Raw genomic sequence first — 20,540 nt, 5'->3', positions numbered from 1 at the left:
GGTCGGGTGTGTCGGGTGCCTCGTCCAGGGTCTGCGCGCAGGATGTACTGTGCTGCCCGGCAGAGGTCGTTCTCCCGCCGGGGCCGACGTCGGCCCCGGAACACAGCAGGGAACCGGCCGCACGTGGCGGGCCTCCCGCGTCCCGAACGAGCGGCCGGACCGTCCTCGGCCAGGGTGGCCATCCCTAGCCGCCGACCCCAGCGGCACGGTCCGATTCGGCGACCGGAGGAAAGAGCCCGGCCCCGAGCTCTGCGCGGTCCGCGCATCCGCCCCGGGGCCGGACCGAGGGCTTCATGCCACCTTCGCCCGAGCGTCCTCACCATGGATCTGCCGAACGGTTTCCTTCTCCTTCTGCGGCGAGTTCAGGAACAGGCTCAGCACCAGGGCCAGGAACGCCAGGGCGGTGCCTGCGGTGAAGGCCCACTCGTATCCGTTGATCTGTGCGAGCAGCCCGGCCTGGTCGGCGGGGGTGGCGGAATCGGGTGTGAAGTCCTGGGTCCCCATGGCCACGAACGTCACCAGGATCGCGGTACCGATCGCTGCGGAGATCTGCTGCGCAGTGTTGGCCATGGCCGAACCGTGCGAGTACCACTTCGGCGGCAGTTGGTTCAGGGCTGAGGTCATGACCGGCATCAGCGCCAGCGACAGCCCGAACATGCGGATGGCGAAGATGGACGTGATGAAGGCGAAGCTCGTCTCCAGCGAGACGCGGGACAACATGAAGGTCGTGGCCGTGACGACGGCGAGCCCTGTCAGAGCCAGGTACTTGGCGCCGAAGGCGTCGAAGAGCCGCCCGGTGATGGGCGACATGAGGCCCATGACGATCGCGCCCGGCAGCAGGGCCAGCCCGGAATCGAGAGGGCTGAAGCCCAGGACGTTCTGCATGAAGAGCGGCAGGAGCGTCTCGACGCCGATCAGGGAGATCAGCACGGCCATCGTGATGCCGATGGCCAGCGAGAAGATCGGGAACCGGAAAACCCGGAACTCCAGCATCGGGGTCTCCAGCCGCAGCTGGCGCCGGACGAACAGGCCGATCACCACGGCGCCGACCCCGATGGTCGTCAGGACCGGGGCGCTGGTCCACCCGCTCTCCGCGCCGATGCTGAAGCCGTACAGGAGCGAACCGAAACCGATGGAGGACATGATGATCGAGGCGATGTCGATCTTGGGTTCGCGCAGGTCGGTGACGTTGCGGACGAACAGGGCCGCGATGATCATGGTCACCGCGACGATCGGGAGCACGGTGAGGAAGAGCGCCCGCCAGGTGAAGTGCTCGAGCAGGGCCCCGGACAGCGTCGGGCCGATCGCGGGACCGAACGCGATGACGATGCCCATCAGACCCATCGCGGTACCGCGCCGGTGCACGGGCACGACCGCGAGCAGGACCGTCATCAGCAGCGGCAGCATGATCCCCGAACCCGAGGCCTGCACGATGCGGCCGAGCAGGAGGATCGGATAGACGGGAGCGGCCGCTGCCACAGCGGTGCCCGCGCCGAACAGGCCGATGGACGTCAGGAACAGGGCCCGTGTCGAGAACTTGTCGATGAGGAAGGCCGAGATCGGGATCATCACGCCGTTGGTCATCAGGAAGGCCGTGGTCATCCACTGCACCTGTGAGGTGGAGATGCCGAACGCCTCCTGGATCGACGGCAGGGCGGTCGCCAGAAGGGTCTCGTTGGTGATCCCCATGAAGGCCCCGGTCAGCAGGGCCGCGACCATCAGGACCTTCTGCCGCTGCGAAGGCCTCCCGGGGGCCTTGGTGCTGGTCACTCTGTTCTCCCTTTCCAGGCGTTCCATGCTGCTGCGATCGGCGTCATGTGTTCGGTGAGGTAGGGGCGGTCGCAGAGCTGAGCCAGCAGTGCGTCGACCAAGAACTCCCGAGGGTGCTCTCCGTGGAGTTCGTCGAGGAGGAGGTCGATCGTTTGCAGGTCCGCCCCCGCGGTCGGTGCCCCGCTGGTAGCGCCTTGCACCGCAACGCGGGCCGAGGTCAGACCGCGTGCCATGCTCTCCAGGTTCGAGGGGTGTTGGGCCCCACCGGTGCTGTTCGACAGGACCGGCGACAGGCTCTGGTCTCCTGTCACGATCGCCACCAGACACTCGGCGAGGAAGCCGGCGATCCGCTCCAACCGCAGCGTGGCCCCCTGCCACGTCCTCCACATCAGGTAGTGGTGGAGCGCCCCTTCCAGAACGACCGCCAGATCGGCCACGTACGGCCTGACCTCTGGGCCGAGCGCGGCCAGCAGGACACGTTCGTTCAACGCGTGCAGGTCCCTTGTCAGCCGGCCCATGGCTTCGGGTATCGGGCCGGCACTGTGCGGCGGGAAATCCATCGCCACGGCGTGCATGAAGTTCTGGTAATCGGTCAGGGTTTCCAGCTGCGCGGTGAGGATCCTTTTCAGGGCCAGCAGCGGCGGCCCCCGGTGGGTGCTCGACAGGAGGTCTTCCTGCTGGAACATCTCGTCGCAAAAGCGCTGCAACAGCTCCAGGATCAGGTCGTCTTTGGAGCCGAAGTGCTTGTAAAAAGCGCCCTTGGAAATCCCGGATTCCCGAGTGATGTCCTCGACGGCCGTGGTGTGGATGCCGTTGGCCTGGAAAAGTTTTGCGGCCGCGCTCAGAATGGCTGTCCGTCGTGGTGTCAATTCGCTTCCTAGTGTGACCGGTGAGTCATGTGGGGTGACTGTCCAGTCACGCGATCACTCTAACAGCGGCTCTGGGTCATTTGGGTGCTTTGTCCCGCAACCGTGACGAACGACTCCTCCGGCATGTATTCGGAAGATCCGCCGCTTCCGCATCGTCCGCCGTCGGCGGGTCCCGGGATCGGCGGTGTCCGCAGGGGCAGGGCAGTCGGAGGCAATCTCACGAAGGGCATTGGCTCTCGCCGCGGCACCGGTTTCCATGGTCATCACGGGTTGTTCGGCACCCCGGGGTGCATACGGCCTGTCATCGGCCTCCCGTAGCGAAGAGGAGGCCCGTGAAGCTCTGCGACCTCGGTACTACGTCGCAGGACGGTGGCTGCCTCACGTTGTACGAGACCGGGGCCGGCGGCATCGTGGTCCAGGGCGACCGGCTCACCGGCCCCGAGGTCCGACGCCACAGGCACACCCCACAGAACGTGCGTCCCGTCCTCTCGGTGATTGCCCTGTCCGGGAGCCTGCTGCTACTCGGATGTGAGGGGCCCTGGCCGGAAGCTTCCAGGCGCCCTCAGTTGGGTCGGGGGAGGACACCCACTCACGCTCCATACCGACCGGTTGGTTACTATGGCGGGTATTGCGCGCCCACCCTCGCGCACCCCCGACCGCACAGGAGGCCACCATGGCAGTCGACCCCACAGGCACGGCTCTGGCGCAGATGCTGGAAGAGGATCCGGGAGGTCCCGTCGTCATGCTCAACCTGGTGCGGTTCGCCCCCGGAGGCCGCCCTTCCTACGAGGAGTACTCGCGCGAAACCGCCGGTTTCCTGCGCAAGTACGGAGCCGAGCTGCTCTACGCCGGTGACGGGGGTACGCCCCTGGTCGCTGAGGACGGCCAGGACTGGGATGCGGTGCTGATCGTGCGTTACCCCGACAGGGAGACGTTCAGCCGCATGGTCGCCGATCCCGAATACCAGAAGGTCAGCCGACTGCGTTCCCAGGCCCTGAGTGAGGCCGTGCTCCAGCCGACCACCCCTTGGGGTTCCGGAAACGGTTCCTGAGCAGGCGAAGGTTCATGACTGCGCCTGCCGCTGCACGGGCTCACTCGTGCGTCCCCTATGGCTGTTGGTGTGGGGTCGGGAAGTTTTCCCGTCGGTCCCGCAGGTGCAGTACTCCACAGGTCATGGCGTGTTTCCGAAAACCCGGGATGCGCATCTCTGAGGGGTGGACCCGAATCCTCGGAGTCAGGTGCAGAGCTGAACAGGGTGCTACTTCGCAAGGGCTCTGATAATATATCCGGGGAATAAAATTCCTTGGAGGATGCTTCGTGAACCTTCCCCGTCCGGTGGGGCACCAGAAGAAGGCCCTCTATCTTCCCTCGAGCGGTCACCAGGTGGTTCTGGGTAGTGCGGGAACAGGGAAAACGGTGATGGCGGCCTTGCGAGCCCAATACCTCTCTACTCCCGGGATCGAAGGGCACGGGAGAACACTGCTGGTCACATCGACAAAGGCACTATCGGGATACCTTCAGCACATGTCCCGAGGTGCTCCGGAAGGTCTGGACGTCCGTACGTACGGCCACTTCGCTCGGGGCTACCTGAACAGCCGTGGCCTTATGCGGGGACGGAACATCGTCGACTCTCGGGCGCGGAGAGAGCTTGTGGGGCAGGCGATCCGCGCGGTGGCGGACCACTATCCGGGGCACAGTCTGTTCGGGCGCAAAGTGGAGTGGTTCGAGGACGAGCTCTCCTGGATCACCGGAATGGGCTTTCAAGGGGAAGATGCCTACCTCGAGACCGAGCGCAGGCGGCGGTCCCGGATCCCCGAGAACTCGAGGTCGATTGTGTGGGAGATCCTGGAACACTACCACGACCTTCGTGATGAAAAGGGTTACGATTTTGACTGGGACGACATAGCCATCACTGTCCGGAAAGAGCTTGCGGGCGACGACCAGCCGAGATTTTATCGCCACGTCGTCATCGACGAAGGTCAAGACCTCTCACCGGAGGAGATCCGATCGCTCGCCGATGCCGTGCCCCCGGACGGTTCAGTTTCTTTCTTCGGTGATTACGCCCAGCAGATCTACGGGCAAGCGATGTCCTGGAAGTCCTGCGGGCTCGCAGTCAGGAAGGTGGAGCGATTCCAGGACAACTTCCGGAATACTAAGGCGATCGCCAAGGTGGCGATCGAGCTGAGTTCGCAGCCCTTCTTCGGGGATTCCGAGGACCTCGTCGAGCCCATCGCTCCGAAGGTGGATGGAGCCAAACCCACCCTGGTGGAGTGCCAGGACGAGCAGGAGGAGATGGAGATCGTCCGGCAGACGGCGCGCAGACTCAGCGCGGAGGGGACCGTCGCCGTCGTCGGCCGTACCTGGGAGGAGGCCGAACGGCTCTGCCGTGGTCTCGAATCTCTCCATGTCAAGAAGAATCCGTACTCGTGGGACGCGCCGCCGGGCGTGTACCGCTCCACCTACTACTCGGTGAAGGGGCTGGAGTTCGACTCCGTGATCGTCCCCTTCTGCGGAGCCGCACACATGCCGAGCGAGGAAGCCCTGGACGCCTTCGGTGAAGAGGACGCCATGGCACGTGAGGCGAAGCTGCTGTACGTGGCCATCACCAGGGCCAAGTCCGACCTCGTGCTCACCTACAGCGGCAAGTACCCGCCGCTCCTGTCCTCGTCCCCCGGGCTGTTCACGGAGGTTCGACCGTGACCGCGCTCTCGGTGACCGAGGCCCTCCGCGCATACGGTTCCACGCGGCTCGCCCACTTCACCCCGTCGATGAACCTGGCCTACATCGTGGAGGACGGCAGGATCCGCAGCAGCGCGGACCTGGCACAGCGCTCCCCCGAGTATTTCTCCCCCACCGACAGGGAGCGCTTCGACGGGCACCCCGACCGGATCTGCTGCACGTTCGAGTACCCCAACGGTTACTACCTTGCCCAGGCCCAGAGGAAGGCCGCATTCACCAACTATCCCGACTGGGTGTGCCTCTTCCTCGACATCTCCCTGGTCACCCTCCCGGGGACGCTCTTCGCTGCCTACAATGCGGCCAAAGGCAAGGGCGCGCACCTGAAGGAAGGAGGCGCCGGACTCGCTGCCTGCTTCGCCGAGCAGGTGGGTGGGTGGCGACGGAGCCCGACACACACCCCCGGGGTGGCCACCGACCTCCAAGCCGAGGTCCTGGTCCCGGGACCGATCTCGAGCACACATATTTCCGCAGTGGCCGTCCCCACCGCTGAGAAGGCTGCAGCCGAGTGGGCCAGACTGAGTTTGACAGGCATGGATCCCTCCAGCATCTCCTGGGTTGTCTCACCCCACCTGTTTGATAAGGAAGAGCTGCGCAGGAGGCTCCACGGTGGAATCGACATCCCGCTGACCCCCTGGGCACCCACAGCCGATGGAGGGACAGCATGACGGAGCCGACGCTACTGGACCTGACGGACCGGGGCCGGGGGCTGCTCCTGGGCGCTGCAGTAGGGGACGCCCTGGGATGGCCCCAAGAGCAACGCAGCGGGATCATCGGGGGTAAGAACTCCCGCCGGGCCGAACCGCGATGGGCCTTCCGTTCCTGGAACCGCTGGGGCGGGAACCGGTTCGCCCGATACAGAGACCCTGTGGCCGCAGGGGAGTACAGCGACGACACACAATTGCTGCTCGCAAGTGCACGGGCCTGTTTGAAGGGCGAGGGCTGGCAAACCTGGCTGACCGGCACGGAGCTGCCTGCCTGGCCTCTCTACCAGAGAGGGGGCGGCCGTGCCGTACTCAATGCCTGCCGCTCCTGGGCCAAGGGCCGGGCCCCCTGGGAGGCCGGCGAGAAGACGGTACAGGGGTACTACGCGGCCGGGGCCAACGGGGCGGCCATGCGTATCGCCCCCCACGCGCTTCTCCTCACCGAGGACCCGGCCCCGCGCGCTCTGGTGGAGAGGGTGGTTCTGGACGGAGCAGGGACCCACGGGCACACCAGAGCGCTGCTGGGTGCGGTCGTCTATGCGCTGGCAGTGCGACACACACTACGGCTGCATGAACCCCTGGCGTACGGCGGCCTGGTGGAGGAGCTTCTGGAACAGCAGGCGGACTGGGCGGACCCCACGATCCCCTGCGAAGTGTTCTCCTCCTCCTGGCTGGACTCGTTCCACCGGCATACCGGTACCGACTTCCGCCGTTCCTGGGAGGCTACTGCTGGTGAGATGGGGGACCTGCTGCGCACAGCACAGCGTTCCTTGGAGCGGGCTGCTCTGGCCGACGACGAGGGGACCCTGCGCGCTCTGGGGTGTTTCGATCCGAAGGTGAACGGAGCGGGGACCGTCACTGCCGCTGCTGCTTGCTACCTGGCTGACCGGTTCTCGGCCAAACCTCAGACAGGCCTGCTCAAGCCCGCCTTCCTGCCCGATGCCGACACGGACACCCTCGCTTCCATGACCGGAGGGATCCTGGGAACGGTGCACGGAACCCCGTGGCTCCTGGGGCTGACGCCCGAACTCCAGGACCACGAATACATCGGTTCGCTGGCCGAACGGCTCTGTCGGCCGACGCAGGATGCTCCGGCCCCGACGGGGCCGCCTCCGAACAACGACACCTGGCTGAAATCCCTGGCGGAGGCGGAGGGCCCGGGCGTCTTCGTCGACGGCCGCGCTGTGGCGTCGGCGAAGCGAGAACGCCTGGAGAGTTCAGGAAAACGGGGGATGGAGCGTTTCCGGTTGGCCCTCGCCGACGGGCAGCAGGTGATCGTCGACAAGCGTGAGGACCCTGTCCGGAGCGAGGCATCCAACGAGGTGTCGGGGCGTCCGGAACAGCCCGAGCGACGGTCATCGGATCCGGCCACGGTCGTCAGCCGACTCGCTCTCCAGGCGAGGGACCTTGTGAGGACTCGTGAGTTCTACTCCGACGTCCTCGGCGCGCAGGTCAGCCAGAAAGGTCGTGCGCTGTACCTGAGCCGCTGGTTCGTCTTCCTCCAGAGTGATGACACGCCCTCCCTCTTCGAGGCCAGCACACAGATCACCCTGGCCAGTTCGGACCCTGAGGGCGTCAACCGGCGTATCGAGGAGTATGGGATCGAGCGACTCCCTCCAGGACCGCAGGACGTATCCGGTTCCTTGCGTGTCCGTGACCCGGACGGCAACGAGGTGCTCGTGTGGCCCACCCAGGGTTAGCTCCTGTCCTGGCGCCGGGGAGGCCAGGCGATCGGAGCGGGGGAGGGGCGGATTTCCGGGCCTCGGCGGCGCCCTCGGCTCTGCTGTCGAGGCCCGGCCGGCGGTGGTGGCTAGCCCCGTGAGACCTCGGGAAGTCTGCTGCCGGCCACCACCCCGACCAGGCCCAGAACGGCCAGGAAGACCAGCGCCCACACGACGCCGACAAGAGCCAGCAGCGAGCTGACCCCGCCGACCACGAGCAGGACGATCCCCAGAGCCGAGTTGGACACCGCGACGTAGGTGGTCCGCCGGTCGCCTTCGGCCATGTCCACGACGTAGGTCTTGCGGCCCACCCGCACACCGATGTGGGTCAGGGTCAGCAGGAAGTAGCAGGCGATGAACAACCCGGAGCTCCACCCCGCATCGCCGGTGAAACCCGGCAAGGACACCACCAGCACCAGCACGAGCGTCACAAGGGAGGCGAACCCTGCCCCGGCGGCCATCAGTGTGCGGCTCGATCTGTCGGCGAGCCGGCCGAAGAGGCGTCCGCCCAGCAGTGCGGCCACGCCGGAGGCGAGGATGTAGCCGCCCAGGCCTCCCAGGCCGGTGGTGCCGTACTGGGTGGAGAGGGTGACCACGAACGGCGGGCTCAGCGCCGAGACCAGGAGGAAACTGCGCACGGACACGAAGATCCGGAATGTGCGGTCCTCTCGCAGCATCCGGTAGGTCCGGCCGAACCACCCCTGCTGCGGGCCGGAGCCACCGCCGGTGTCCCCGGCTGCGGTCCCCGCCGAGCCCGAGGGGTGCCCGCCGTCGGAACCGGACGGTTCCCGTACCCCGGCGTAGATCCACGCGACCCCCACCCACAGGGCGGCACCCGCGGCCAACACCCAGGCCAGCTGCCCGGCCTCCAGCTCCTGCCCACCGAAGAAACGGATCCCCAACCCCAAGGTGATGGCCACCAGACCCGAAGCGGTGGTGGCCAACCCGTTGATCTGGCCCCGTTCCCCGCCCGGGACGGTACGGCCCTGGACGTCCTTGGTCGAGACCGAACACAGGCACCGGCCCAGCGAGAACACCGCCAGGGCGGCCACGATGGCCGCCCCGGCAGTGAGCCCGTGCCCGAGCGAGGCGGTGCCCGCCATCACCGCCACCGCCAGGGCCTGGACGAGCGACCCGAGGACGAACACCCACTTGCGCTGCCGGGCACGCAGGATCAGCGGGGTCAGCAGCGCCTGGGGCAGCATCGACCCGGACTCGCGCACGGGCACGAGCACCCCGACCAGAGCCGCCGGCACACCCAGGGCGTGGAAGAGCCACGGCAGGACGGTCGAGGCGTTGACCGTCTGGTCGCCGGAGGCCTGCAGGGCACTGGCCGAGACCAGGCGCAGCCCGTTGCGTGCGATGTTGTTCCGCACGTCCTCGGGCAGCTCCTGCTCGGAGCCCCGGTTGCGCTTGACCAGAGTGGAGTAGATGTTCTCCTTCGGGCTCATCCCCTCAACCTAGTCTGACGAGGGAACATGGGGCGGGACCGCCGCCCGGCACGGCTCCGGACCACGCGACACCTCAGCGCCAGCCGAGTCCGGGGGCGACGTGGCGCAGCAGGTTCTCGATGATGTGGGCGTTGTAGTCCACTCCGAGCTGGTTGGGCACGGTGATCAACAGCGTGTCCGCTGTGGCGACGGCTTCGTCCCCGGCCAGTTTCTCGACGAGTTCGTCCGGTTCGCCGGCGTAGGTCTTGCCGAAGCGGGCCGGGCCCTCCTCCAGGTGGCCGACCTGGTCGGTGCTGGCCTTCTCGCGGCCGAACAGTTGCCGGTCGAACGTGCTCACCAGGGGGAAGATGCTGCGGCTCACCGAGACACGGGGCTGGTGCCGGTGGCCGGCGGCGCTCCACGCCTCGCGGAAGTCCTGGATCTGTTCCGCCTGCAGCTGGTGGAAGGGCACCCCCGTGTCCTCGGTCAGCAGCGTCGAACTCATCAGGTGCATCCCCTGCTCCCCGGCCCAGCGGGCGGTGGACCTGCTTCCGGCGCCCCACCAGATGCGCTCGCGCAGCCCGGCGGAGTGCGGTTCGATGCGCAACAGGCCGGGCGGGTTCGGAAACATCGGCTGCGGGTTCGGTTCGGCGAAGCCTTCCCCCTCCAGTGTCCGGAGCAGGGAGGCGGTGTGTTCCCGGGCCATGTCGGCGTCGGTGGAGCCCTCCGCCGGGCGGTGACCGAAGTACTCGTAGCCCCGGACGACCTGTTCCGGTGCTCCTCGGCTGATTCCGAGTTGGAGGCGGCCGCCCGCGATGAGGTCGGCGGCGCCGGCGTCCTCGGCCATGTACAGGGGGTTCTCGTAGCGCATGTCGATCACGCCGGTGCCGATCTCGATCCGGTTCGTGCGGGCGCCGATCGCGGACAGCAGGGGGAAGGGCGAGGCCAACTGCCGCGCGAAGTGGTGCACCCGGAAGTAGGCGCCGTCGGCGCCCAGCTCCTCGGCGGCCACGGCCAGGTCGATCGACTGCAGCAGCGCATCGGAGGCCGAGCGCACCTGGGAGCGCGGCGACGGTGTCCAATGGCCGAAAGACAGGAACCCGATTCTCTTCATGGTCAGGGCAACACCGCAAGCACTCTCGTATTCCGGAATCTTCCTTGCCTCAGCGCACCGAGAGCTCGCGTAAGGCAGGTGTTGTCGGCCTGGCCGTGTGGGCGGTGCCGGGGCGTGCCTGCGGGGTTCGTGGGACGGGGCGAGGCCGGTACTGCCAGTATGGATGCCGTGCAGCGCAGCCCCCGACCCCTCGAGGAGTTCCTGAGCTCATGGCCCGTACCGAGTACTACGACGATTCGGACGCGCCCGTGCCCAACAGTGTGGTGGTCGCCGCCACCGCGGCCGTCCTCGACGAGCAGGGGCGTCTGCTGTTGCAGCAGCGGGCGGACAACGGGCTGTGGGCGATGCCGGGCGGGGTCATGGAGATGACCGAGAGCCTGCCGCATGCGGCTGCGCGCGAGGCGTTTGAGGAGACCGGTTACGAGGTCGAGGTGACCGGTCTGGTGGGCACCTACACCGACGCCCGGCACGTGATCGCCTACAGCAACGGGCAAGTACGTCGACAGTTCAACGTGTGCTTCCGTGCCCGGGTCGTCGGGGGAGGGCTCGCGGTCAGTGAGGAGTCCCGCCAGGTGGGGTGGTTCACCCCCGAGGAAGCAGCGGGGCTGGAGATGCACCACACCCAACGGCTGCGCGTGGAACACGCGTTTGGCCAAGGCGCCCCCTACACCGGCTGACCGGTTGCGCTCGGTGACACAACACCGCAGTCACCCCGAGGCAACAGCACAGTGGCCGCGCAGCGGATACCGGGATTCGGCGCTCCCGTGGGAAGAAGAGCAGTACTGGACAACCTCTCAGCTCGCGCTTTCCTCATCCCGGAGGTTTCATGGCGCACAACGCCCCCTGCGCAAAGGCTCGAGGCAGGACCTGTAGTTGTTCCGGCTGTGGGGGCAGTCGTCACGGCTGGCCCGGCTGTCTCGCGCTGGCGCGTGGTTCCCCCGGCGAACGCGCGGACCGCTGTGAACGTGCGGAACGGGACTGGTATGTGGCAGTGGGGGCGGACGAACGGACCAGGTGCGTGAACCTGGCTTCCCCCACACCGCAAATGTTCGCACACGCGACCGAGGCGGCCAGGGTAGAGGCCGCCGAGTACCTCGCCCGGCACTCGCTGGAGGCCTCCCGGGTCGAGGAGCTCGGCGACGCGGTGAGCGAAGAAGTCTTCCCTCGTACGTGGTGCTGCGGGGCGGTACACCGACAGGCATCCAAACATGGCCCGGATCGCCGAGGTCCTGCCCGGCCACTTCTGGTGTGCCCTGCTGGCTGCGCTGGTGAGTACTGCAACCCGGGTCGACCGTGCTGTGGAAAGAGCCCCGGACTCGGCGAAGGAGTTCCTCGAGGAGAGGTCCCCACCGGACTGGGGGCCGGCCCAGGAGCTCCTCGCCGACACGGCGCTGGAAACGGTGGGGGAGTGTGCCGCCGGCCTCCCCACCGGAACGCGGGTCCAGGAGCTCTTGCTCACGATGCGTGTCCTCGGGGTCTTCGTCTGCCCCGGTCCGGTACGTTACACCGAGATCGCCCGCCTGTGCCTCGTCCCCTTGGGCAAGGATGTTCTCGGGGACGGCGCCGCTCGGCTGCTGCGACAGAGTTATCACGCTGCGCTCGCGGCCTGAGCACGTTCTCCCTGCCGGCCTCGGGCTCTGCGAGCAGGGCCCGAGGCGCCCACCACCGCTCCTGGCCGCTCGTGCCGACCCCAGGAGCGGTGGCCCGAGAGCGCATCCATGGGTTATCTTGAGCGGCAGTGACACGGGGCGCTCGCAACACACGTGTGCGGGCTGAGATGACACCCGTCGAACCTGATCCAGGTAACGCTGGCGAAGGGATGTCCGCACACGGCCGGTGACATCGGTGGCCGCGGGGGCTCGCCTTCGCCCCTGCCAGAGAGGCCGCCGATGAGCTCCCCCCGTACCGCAATCCCCATCGATCAGCAGACCGTCGTCGTCACCGGCGGGGCCCGCGGACTCGGCTCCCGCCTGGTCCGGGCCTTCCTGGGGCAAGGTGCCCGCGTGGTGGTCAACCACCTCACCAGCGCCGAGGCCGCCCGAGAACTCGCCGACGCCCACCCCGGCCACGCCCTGGCCGTGCGGGCCGACGTCCGCGAGCCCGAACAGGTCGCCGCGATGTTCCGGGCCGCCGAGGACCACTTCGGTGCCCCGGTCACCACCGTCGTCAACAACGCACTCGCCGACTTCTCCTTCAACGGCGATGCCCGCCCCCACGCCGACACGCTCACCACCCGCGACCTCGACCGCCAGTTCGGCGGTACCGTCCACGGCGCGCTGAACACCGTCCAGGCCGCTCTGCCCGGCATGCGCGCCCGCGGGTTCGGCAGGGTGATCAACGTCGGAACCAACCTGTTCCAGCACCCGGTCGTGCCCTACCACGACTACACCGCGGCCAAGGCGGCGCTGCTGTCGCTGACCCGCACACTCGCCCACGACCTGGGCCCCGACGGCATCACCGTCAACATGGTCTCCGGAGGCCTGCTGCGCACCACCGACGCCAGCTCCGCCACCCCCGAGGAGGTCTTCGACGCGATCGCCTCCTCCACACCGCTGCGCCGGATCGTCACCCCGGCCGAGTTCGCCGACGCGGCCCTGTACTTCGCCTCACCCTGGGCGCGCGCGGTCACCGGCCAGAACCTCCTCGTCGACGGCGGGCTGGTGACGAACTGATGGCCACCGCCTCCGAGCGCCCGCTCCACCTGAACCTGTTCATCTTCGGCTGCGGCCACCACAAGGCCGCCTGGCGCCACCCCGATTCCCCGGCCGAACGGGTCGGTGACATCACCTACTTCGAGGAACTGGCCCGCACGGCCGAACGCGGCTGCCTGGACGCGGTCTTCTTCGCCGACGGCCACGCCGCGGGAGACGTCGCCGGCGGACCGTGGTGGTTCCTGGAACCGCTGACCGCCCTGTCGGCCATGAGCAGGGCCACCGATCGCGTCGGGCTGGTCAGTACCGTCTCCAGCACGTTCTACACCCCCTTCCATGCTGCGCGTCTGTTGGCTTCCCTGGACCACGTCAGCGGCGGGCGGATCGGTTGGAACGTGGTGACCTCCATGTTCGACACCGAGGCCCGCAACCACGGGTACGAACACATGCCCCCGCACCAGGAGCGCTACGAGCGGGCCGAGGAGTTCGTGGAGGCGGTCCTGGGGCTGTGGGACTCCTGGAGCGACCGGGCCCTCCGGTACGACCGGGACGGGGTCTTCGCCGACCCCGAGCTGGTCCGCCCCATCGACCACCGGGGCCGGTACTTCCAGGTCGACGGACCGTTGAACGTGCCGCGTCCGGTGCAGGGCCACCCGGTGCTGTTCCAAGCGGGCTCCTCCGAGCAGGGCCGCACGCTGGCGGCCCGCCGTGCGGAGGCCATCTACTCGGTGGCCTACGACCTGCCCAGCGCCCAGGACTACTACCGCGACGTGAAATCGCGCATCCACCGGGTCGGCCGCGATCCCCGGTCCGTGGCGATCATGCCGGGACTGGTCACCTATGTCGGTTCCACCGAGGAGGAGGCCAGAGCCAAGCAACGCGAATTGGACGAGTTGCTGCCGACAGAGGAGTCACTGCAGCAGCTGGGCCTGTTCACCGAGCAGGACTGCACCGGCTGGGAACTGGACGCTCCGGTTCCCGACCTGCCGCCCCTGGAGGAGTTCACCGGTCCCAAGGGCCGCTACGGGACCATCCTGCGCATTATCGAGTCCGAACGTCCCACGGTGCGGCAACTGCTCGGGCGGTTGGCCGCCGGCGGCGGCCACTGCACGATGGTCGGAACACCCGAGCAGATCGCCGACCGGATCACAGAGTGGCACACCAGCGGCGGCGCGGACGGGTTCAACCTCATGCCGCCGTCCCTGCCGGGCGGGATCGAGGACTTCGTGGACCATGTGGTCCCCGTCCTGCAGCGGAGAGGATTGTTCCGCCGCGAGTACCAGGCCGACACGTTGCGCGGCCACCTGGGTCTGGAGCGGCCGGCGTCGCCGCACTGAGCACGTGTGCTGTGAGGCCGGTGGCACAGTCGGGTCGGCCGTGCACGCCTGAGGGCACTGCCGCGTGCCCGACCCTCTTCCCCTTGGGAGAGCGCGCACGCGGCAGTGTCGCTACGCGGCCGGAAGGCGTCACCGGGGCCGCCGGGCGTTGCGAAAGCGCCCGGGCCGCGGCCCGCCTTGCTGCACCACCCGGCCGGGCACGTGCTGTTTCCCACGGAGCCCGGTACCGGGCACGTGTGAGGCCGGTCGTTGTCCAGGCGCTCCCACCGAGCCAACGCCCTGCGGTACCACTACCGCAGGCAAGCCGCGAGAACCATGAGAAGCCGGCTCCACGCCTGGAGTCAGGGTTCCTCTCCTTCCTCCCGGTTGAGGGGGACGACGTCTGTGTCGGTCCTTCCTCTGGACTCCGCGATGATCTGCTCCAGTGCCCCGAGATGTGAGTCCAAAGACGCCCGGCCCCGGTCGGTCAAGCGCACCCACGTGCGTCGGCGTTTGGCTTCGGTGCCCTTGCGGACCTCGGCGTAGCCCGCCGTCTCCATCGCGCTGATGTGTTTGGACAGAGCGGAATCGCTCAGGCCCGCGTGGTCACGGACGAAGGAGAACTCCACCCACTCCGCGGGCGCCAACAGGGAGAAGATGGACAGGCGGGGGCGGGTGTGGATGAAGTCGTTGAATTCCTGTGCACGGAGATCCATCACTGCCCCAGCTGCTGAGGTGCGGGTGTTCGGCGGGAGACCAGGACGCCGGTCATCAGCAGGGCGGCACCGAGGAAGAGCCCCGACCACACGTTGGGCAGCGGGACACCGCCTCCGTTGAATCCCACCGCCGCGACGACGGTGAGCGCAGTGAGCAGGAGAAGGGCGACCACTACGGTCCGGACGTTCCGCCAGGTGTGGAGGGAACGGTGTGGGCGCACAGGTGCGCGGGAGAGTTCCCACCACGCGGAGGCCACGGCTGCCGCCACCAGCGGCAGGCACAGGGACACGAACGACAGCGCCCAGTACCACGGGGAGTCGTCCAAGTCCGCGAACACGTCCGCGAGGTCGACCGCGGCGAGGACGCCGGTGAGGCCCACGCTTCCTACAGCCCACGCCACCCAGGGGAAGCGGTTGCCCTCGGCGATGGTGTTCCCACGTTGTACCTGCGCGACGCGTAGGGCCTCCTGCGCTTCCTGTATGTCCATGACAGACGCCTCCCTCTCTTACTTTCCTCATTGGAAAGTCTATTGGATTGTTTCCCCGGAGGAAAGTACTGTGCGTGATCGGTTCCAGCAGGGTCTACGTGTCGCGTCCTCCTCTGCCAGGACGACCGCTTCGAGAGGGATGGCGTAGTACAGCGCCGCGCCCAGTGCGTGCGCTCCCATGTGGGCGACGGCAGCAGCTTGTGCAGTTGCCCTGGCAGCGGCCGCGCCAGCGGGGGAAGTTGCGGCGCCCGCTGCACGGACCGCGAGCAGACGTCGGCGAATCTCGCCGGAGGCCTCCAGCTCACCGCGGTTGAAGGTGCGCGTGCGAGCCACGGCGTCCAGTGCGCGGTTATCCGTCGGCGCCTCAGCCCAGAAAATCGCCGAGCACACGTTCGGCGCAGTCTGCGGCCCACGCTGCGACGGTCTCCCGACCCTGTTCGTTGAGGGCCTGGGACGATGCCGTGCGAGCAGTGCTTCACGCGCGAAATGCTCGCCGGCCGGGATGCTCCACCCGGCCAGAGATCCGCTCGGCACCTCAGGAGATGGGGGTCGGCCGCGTGAAGCGCCCGGTTCGGGGCCTCTCCGTGCTCAGCAGGTTCCCTCGGATAACTGTGGTTGCTCGGCGGTGCTCTCTGCCTTCGGCGCTGATCTTCCAGTCCTGCGCAGAGGGCCTTCATCGAGCTGCAGGGGTTCTGTGCCGAGACGGACGAGAGGGCCTTTTGTGCCGATGCCACGCTCCGCCATCGGAGGAGGTGCCGCCGGGCACCCGGGCGGCAGGCACCCGAACACGGTCCGGTGTCTGCCGCCCTGGCGCCCGCCTCACCGGGGCTCGGGCGGTATCGGCAGGCCTCGGAAACGGGCAGCGGTCAAGCGCTTCGCCTGATCACGAACCCTCGGCCCGGGGTGCTCCGATGCCCGGATCGATCTGCACGGGCCCCGAAGCGGAGGGCCGTACATCGAAATCGAAGATCGCGGTCGGCAGGTAGACGGTGGCGCACGCGTTCGGGATGTCCACCACGCTGGAGAAGCGCCCCTCGATCGGTGCCGCGCCGAGGAGCAGGTACGCCTGCTCAGGGCTGTAGCCGAACTTGGTCAGGTAGTCGATCGCGTGCAGACAGGCGCGCTGGTAGGCCAGTTGTGAATCCAGGTAGTGCTGTTTGCCGTCCAGGGTCACCGAGGTGCCGGAGAAGGCCAACCATTCGGAGTACTGGGGCGGGGTCTTTCCCGGCATGAAGATGGCGTTCTCGCTCACCCCGTAGGTGTCCATGCCGCCCTTGATCACGTCGACGTGCAGGTCGATGAACCCGCCCATCTCGATACCGCCGCAGAAGGTGATCTCCCCGTCCCCCTGGGAGAAGTGCAGGTCGCCGACGGAGAAATTCGCACCCGGGACGAACACCGGGTAGAACACGCGGGTCCCTCGGGTGAGGTTCTTGATGTCCTGGTTGCCGCCGTTCTCCCTGGGCGGGGCTGTTCGCGCTGCTTCTCCGGCCACCCGGTCGAACTCGGCACCGCTCAGTGTGCCCAGGACCGCGTCCTGCGGCTCGGGCGGCAGGGCCAGGGGCGGGAGCCGGTTCGGGTCGGTCGCGATCAGGTCCCCTTCCCTGCGGTTCCACCGGGAGAGCAGGTCCGCCGAGGGGGCCGTGGCCATCAGACCGGGGTGGGTGATGCCGGTGAAAGAGACCCCCGGGACGTGTCGCGAGGTGGCGACCTCGCCGTGGAAGTCCCACACCGCCTTGTAGGCGTCGGGGAACTGGTCGACGAGGAACGAACCACCGTTGCGTTTTGCGAAGATCCCCGTGTACCCCCAGCCCTGGCCGGCCAGGGGGCCGGAGTCCTCCTGGGGGATCGGCCCCATGTCCAGGATGTCGACGATCAGCAGGTCCCCGGGTTCGGCCCCTTCGATCCGGACCGGCCCCGACAGGGCATGGACCTTGGACATCGGGGCATCACGGATGTCCTCTGCCGAGTCGTCGTTCTTGATCGCCCCGTCGAACCATTCACGGCAGTCCATGCGGAAGGTGGAGCCGGGCCTGACCTGGACGGCCGCGGGGATGTCGGGATGGTAGCGATTGTGTCCGATGATGTCCTGCTCGGTGAACGGCCTGGACGAATCGAGAGGAAACAGCTGTTCGGGCATGGGCGTGTCCCTTTCAGGTGGGCGATCTCAGTGTCTGGGAAGTCGTTGGTGTGTCGGCTCGTGTGTGTACCGCTGCGGCCGGGCCCGCCCGGAGCGGGGCGGCAGGGACGTCACCACGTTCGGTTCGTCCGCGCTGCGTTCGGCTCTTTCGAACGCGGTCGCCACGGCACGAGGCGTGCGGCCGAGCATCGGGGCTGAGAACACCCGGCGTGCCTGTCGGCCACAGTCCGGGCACGACAGGGTCGGCGGTGCTGTCCCCATGGCCGCTTCGAGCTCGAGGCCGCCGTGCTCCTCGCACATGAACTGGTAGATGGCCATGGTGGTCCCCGGTGGTCGCTGGAAGTCGTGAGTGCCCCGTTATGCGCAGCACTGCCCGCAACTCACAGGGGTCAGAACAATTTGTGCTCGCATAGGTACACAGAGTAATCAAGCGTGGATGATGGGCCCAGTATTCAGCGGCGTGTTCAGTTCTGCGCGTGCGCCCGCGGGGGCCGGTGTGGGGTCTTCTCGCTCTCGGTTCCATGTGTGGGCGGTGGTCGCTGGGGCGTTCCGGGGGTGCCGGGCGGATCAAGGGCGGCACAGGATTTCAGTGGATGACTGTTAACGGCGTTGACATTGCTAACAGGTTTATGTGTATTATTCATGTGTACGTGCTGGGTGTATCGCCCGCATGAACCACCCTCAACACGGGCAGCCCGACAGGCGGGCTGTTCCCCCACACACCGGAGACCACCATGAGCACACCCCAGCAGCCCCCTTTCGGCCCTCCCGTCCCTCCGAAGCAGGGCATGTCCACCGGCAAGAAGGTCGCCCTCTTCGGGTGCGCCACACCCCTCCTCGTCCTCTTCCTCATGGTGGGTTGCGTCGCTGTCCTGGCTCCCGGTGGTGAGGAAACCGCCGAGAACACCGATACCGAGGCCGCCGACGCCGAGGCCGATGGCGAAGAGGACAATGAGCAGGCCCACGAGCTCGGGGAGACGTTCGAACACGGCTCCTTCGAATTCACCGTGCACTCCGTCGAGGAGGGCGTGGCCGGCCTGGAGGACGAATTCGGCCTCACCCAGGAAGCACGCGGCGAATACATCGTCGTCGAGCTGACCGCGGAGAACACCAGCTCCTCGGCCGAGTACCTCGAAGGCTCCAACCAGGTCCTCATGGACACCGACGGCAACATGTACGAGCGCGACATCAGCGCCAGCTCGGACGACTCCTTCATGGACCAGCTCAACCCCGGCCAGGCCGCCGAGGCCACCTTGGCCTACGACGTCACCCCTGGAACGGAGATCGACCACATGCTCGTCAACGGCAAGACGATGGTCGACGACGGCGTGCGTGTCGACCTCGGCTGAGGACCTGCACAGCACCCCCGGGAACCGGTCGCCGCGCTCGGAGCGGGAGCGCGGCGACCACTCTCGTGCCGGGCAGGGCCCGTTACGGCCCTGGACGAGCGTGCGCACCTCTGCCACGTGGCGGGGCGAGGGCCTGCGCCGAGCGCGTACACGTGGCCGTGGCCGGGCGCCGCACCGGCAGATCCGCGCATGCACAGAGTAATGTTCCTGTCTGTATGAGTGATCACGATGGCGGCGATGGTTCGCGCGCGGGCACACGGTGTTCCGCCGAGTACAGAGCTGGTGGTGCGGCATGGCAGAGCTGAGCCGCCTGGCCCACGACGCGTTCGCGTGGGTCCGCCGAGAAGGGGCCACGGCGCTGGAACGCCTGCGCGACCACATGTGGGTGGTGGTGCAGTGCGCCGTCGCCGCGACCGTGGCGTGGACCATCGCCGGGGGCCTCATCGACGACCATTTCCCGTTCTTCGCCCCGATCGCCGCGGTCATCGCGCTCAACACCGTGGGCGGCGAGCGCGGGACCAACGCCGTGCGGATGCTGTTCGGTGTGGTCATCGGCATCGTCGTCGGTGAATTCTCGATCGCCCTGTTCGGAGGGGGCTACGCGACGATGGTGGCGGCCATCGCGGTGGCGATGATGATCGCGGTCGCCCTCGGTGCCGCACGCCTGGTCATCGCCCAAGCCGCTTCCGGGTCGATCCTGACCCTGGCGGTCGCCGACGGCCAGGTGGGGTTGAGCCGGCTCACCGACGCCCTCATCGGTGCGAGTGTTGCGCTGGTGATGAGCCAGGTGCTCTTTCCCACCCGCCCGGCCGCCTGGCTGCGCCGTATCGAGAACGAGGCCCTGCAGGAGATCGTCCGTCTGCTCGACGCCACCGGCCGTGCGCTGCAGGGGGACGAGGACCCTTCCCTGAGCACCGTGGACCGGCTGAGCGCGCTCAGCCGTCCGATGGCCGACCTCAGCCGTGCGCAGGAGAACAGCCACCGCAGCGTCCGGTGGACCACCGCACGCTGGGCCAGTCCCGGACCACTGGCCTATGAGGACGAGAAGGTCGACCGGCTCATCATCCTCAGCGAGAGCTGTCTGGCTCTGGCGCGGACGGCAGCCGCGATGGACAAGGAGGAACGCGGGCACATCGCGTCGGTGGTGCTGGAGATGGCCTCGACCCTCGATGTGCTCGCGGGCAACCTCGGTGACCGTGAGGCGCGCCAGCGCGCCGTCGACCTGGCCCTCGACCTGGCCCAGCCGTTCAGCGAGGGTTCGGCCGAGGATTCGGTGACCGCTTCCGCCCACCTGTCCGTGCAGATGGTCGCCACCGACATCATGCTGTTCGCCGGGGTCGAGGAACCCGAGACCGTGGCTCAAGCGCTGTCGGGGGAAGAGGAGGACCAGCCGCAGGTCGCCCATCCGCGCACGGAGTCGTGGCTTCCGTGGGTGCGCCGGAGGCGCTCGTCCAGCTCGAGCGCACGCAAGCGGTCCCGGCGGATGTTTCGGCGTTCCCGCTGACCGGGGCGAGGTGCCGACGACCACCCGAGGTC

At 67.8% G+C, this 20,540-nt stretch carries 19 protein-coding genes and 1 riboswitch; of the genes, 10 read left to right on the top strand and 9 right to left on the bottom strand.

Annotation, left to right across the window (positions count from 1 at the left end; all coding sequences use genetic code 11):
- Positions 1 to 291 precede the first annotated feature (291 nt).
- Both D456_RS23560 and D456_RS0103305 read right to left on the bottom strand, forming a co-directional pair.
- Complete coding sequence (locus tag D456_RS23560) at positions 292 to 1,770, bottom strand: MDR family MFS transporter (RefSeq protein ID WP_017574732.1); 1,479 nt, start codon at positions 1,768 to 1,770, stop codon at positions 292 to 294.
- Positions 1,767 to 2,639 carry a TetR/AcrR family transcriptional regulator gene (locus D456_RS0103305; protein WP_017574731.1) on the bottom strand — a complete coding sequence of 291 codons (873 nt, stop codon included), beginning with the start codon at positions 2,637 to 2,639 and terminating at the stop codon, positions 1,767 to 1,769. The genes D456_RS23560 and D456_RS0103305 overlap by 4 nt, the downstream gene beginning before the upstream one ends.
- A gap of 673 nt (positions 2,640 to 3,312) precedes the next feature.
- Here D456_RS0103305 and D456_RS0103300 point away from each other — a divergent pair.
- The 4 genes from D456_RS0103300 (at position 3,313) to D456_RS0103285 (ending at position 7,779) form a co-directional block, all read left to right on the top strand.
- Entirely contained in the window at positions 3,313 to 3,690 is a 378-nt protein-coding gene (locus tag D456_RS0103300) for a DUF1330 domain-containing protein (RefSeq protein WP_017574730.1), read from the top strand.
- Between the two features lie 266 nt (positions 3,691 to 3,956).
- Positions 3,957 to 5,339 (top strand): 3'-5' exonuclease, encoded by a 1,383-nt coding sequence (locus D456_RS0103295; protein ID WP_026115526.1) that lies wholly within the window; start codon positions 3,957 to 3,959, stop codon positions 5,337 to 5,339.
- Positions 5,336 to 6,043, top strand: coding sequence for a DarT ssDNA thymidine ADP-ribosyltransferase family protein (locus tag D456_RS0103290; protein ID WP_017574728.1), 708 nt, complete (start codon positions 5,336 to 5,338; stop codon positions 6,041 to 6,043). The genes D456_RS0103295 and D456_RS0103290 overlap by 4 nt, the downstream gene beginning before the upstream one ends.
- Positions 6,040 to 7,779 carry an ADP-ribosylglycohydrolase family protein gene (locus D456_RS0103285; RefSeq protein WP_017574727.1) on the top strand — a complete coding sequence of 580 codons (1,740 nt, stop codon included), beginning with the start codon at positions 6,040 to 6,042 and terminating at the stop codon, positions 7,777 to 7,779. Before D456_RS0103290 ends, D456_RS0103285 begins: the two co-directional genes overlap by 4 nt.
- A gap of 110 nt (positions 7,780 to 7,889) precedes the next feature.
- On the opposite strand, the gene D456_RS0103280 is transcribed toward D456_RS0103285, so the two are convergent.
- Together D456_RS0103280 and D456_RS0103275 are read right to left on the bottom strand one after the other, a co-directional pair.
- Positions 7,890 to 9,251, bottom strand: a complete 1,362-nt coding sequence (locus tag D456_RS0103280; protein ID WP_017574726.1) for an MFS transporter — start codon at positions 9,249 to 9,251, stop codon at positions 7,890 to 7,892.
- 73 nt (positions 9,252 to 9,324) lie between these two features.
- A complete protein-coding gene (locus tag D456_RS0103275; protein ID WP_017574725.1) occupies positions 9,325 to 10,344 on the bottom strand; it encodes an LLM class flavin-dependent oxidoreductase in 1,020 nt (339 codons plus the stop codon).
- A 209-nt stretch (positions 10,345 to 10,553) separates the two neighbouring features.
- Between D456_RS0103275 and D456_RS0103270 the strand changes: the two genes are divergently transcribed.
- From D456_RS0103270 to D456_RS0103255, 4 genes are all read left to right on the top strand, one after another.
- Positions 10,554 to 11,021, top strand: coding sequence for an NUDIX domain-containing protein (locus D456_RS0103270; RefSeq protein ID WP_017574724.1), 468 nt, complete (start codon positions 10,554 to 10,556; stop codon positions 11,019 to 11,021).
- 531 nt (positions 11,022 to 11,552) lie between these two features.
- The gene (locus tag D456_RS0103265) at positions 11,553 to 11,954 is read left to right on the top strand and encodes a hypothetical protein (RefSeq protein WP_017574723.1); all 402 of its coding nucleotides are present in this window, start codon (positions 11,553 to 11,555) and stop codon (positions 11,952 to 11,954) included.
- 124 nt (positions 11,955 to 12,078) lie between these two features.
- Positions 12,079 to 12,181, top strand: a riboswitch (TPP riboswitch).
- A gap of 52 nt (positions 12,182 to 12,233) precedes the next feature.
- Positions 12,234 to 13,016, top strand: coding sequence for a 3-oxoacyl-ACP reductase (locus D456_RS0103260; protein ID WP_017574722.1), 783 nt, complete (start codon positions 12,234 to 12,236; stop codon positions 13,014 to 13,016).
- Positions 13,016 to 14,332: an LLM class flavin-dependent oxidoreductase gene (locus D456_RS0103255; protein WP_017574721.1), complete on the top strand. Its 1,317-nt coding sequence runs from the start codon at positions 13,016 to 13,018 to the stop codon at positions 14,330 to 14,332. Before D456_RS0103260 ends, D456_RS0103255 begins: the two co-directional genes overlap by 1 nt.
- A gap of 341 nt (positions 14,333 to 14,673) precedes the next feature.
- Here D456_RS0103255 and D456_RS0103250 read toward each other — a convergent pair whose 3' ends face one another.
- The 5 genes from D456_RS0103250 to D456_RS0103235 form a co-directional block, all read right to left on the bottom strand.
- Entirely contained in the window at positions 14,674 to 15,027 is a 354-nt protein-coding gene (locus D456_RS0103250) for a winged helix-turn-helix domain-containing protein (protein WP_017574720.1), read from the bottom strand.
- Complete coding sequence (locus D456_RS0103245; protein WP_017574719.1) at positions 15,027 to 15,515, bottom strand: hypothetical protein; 489 nt, start codon at positions 15,513 to 15,515, stop codon at positions 15,027 to 15,029. The genes D456_RS0103250 and D456_RS0103245 overlap by 1 nt, the downstream gene beginning before the upstream one ends.
- 39 nt (positions 15,516 to 15,554) lie before the next feature.
- Entirely contained in the window at positions 15,555 to 15,905 is a 351-nt protein-coding gene (locus D456_RS27985; protein ID WP_394297263.1) for a putative immunity protein, read from the bottom strand.
- 493 nt (positions 15,906 to 16,398) lie between these two features.
- Positions 16,399 to 17,655, bottom strand: a complete 1,257-nt coding sequence (gene fmdA, locus D456_RS0103240; RefSeq protein WP_017574718.1) for a formamidase — start codon at positions 17,653 to 17,655, stop codon at positions 16,399 to 16,401.
- A 27-nt stretch (positions 17,656 to 17,682) separates the two neighbouring features.
- On the bottom strand, positions 17,683 to 17,973 hold the full coding sequence (locus D456_RS0103235; RefSeq protein WP_017574717.1) for an FmdB family zinc ribbon protein: 291 nt from the start codon (positions 17,971 to 17,973) through the stop codon (positions 17,683 to 17,685).
- Between the two features lie 416 nt (positions 17,974 to 18,389).
- On the opposite strand from D456_RS0103235, the gene D456_RS0103230 reads away from it, so the two are divergent.
- Together D456_RS0103230 and D456_RS0103225 are read left to right on the top strand one after the other, a co-directional pair.
- Entirely contained in the window at positions 18,390 to 19,004 is a 615-nt protein-coding gene (locus tag D456_RS0103230; protein WP_239643758.1) for a DUF4352 domain-containing protein, read from the top strand.
- A gap of 292 nt (positions 19,005 to 19,296) precedes the next feature.
- A complete protein-coding gene (locus tag D456_RS0103225) occupies positions 19,297 to 20,508 on the top strand; it encodes an FUSC family protein (protein WP_017574715.1) in 1,212 nt (403 codons plus the stop codon).
- The last annotated feature ends 32 nt before the right edge of the window (positions 20,509 to 20,540 follow it).

Source organism: Nocardiopsis kunsanensis DSM 44524, from assembly GCF_000340965.1.
Classification (GTDB): domain Bacteria; phylum Actinomycetota; class Actinomycetes; order Streptosporangiales; family Streptosporangiaceae; genus Nocardiopsis; species Nocardiopsis kunsanensis.
The sequence above is the reverse complement of the archived record's forward strand: the minus strand, read 5'-3'. Positions and strand labels throughout refer to the sequence as shown.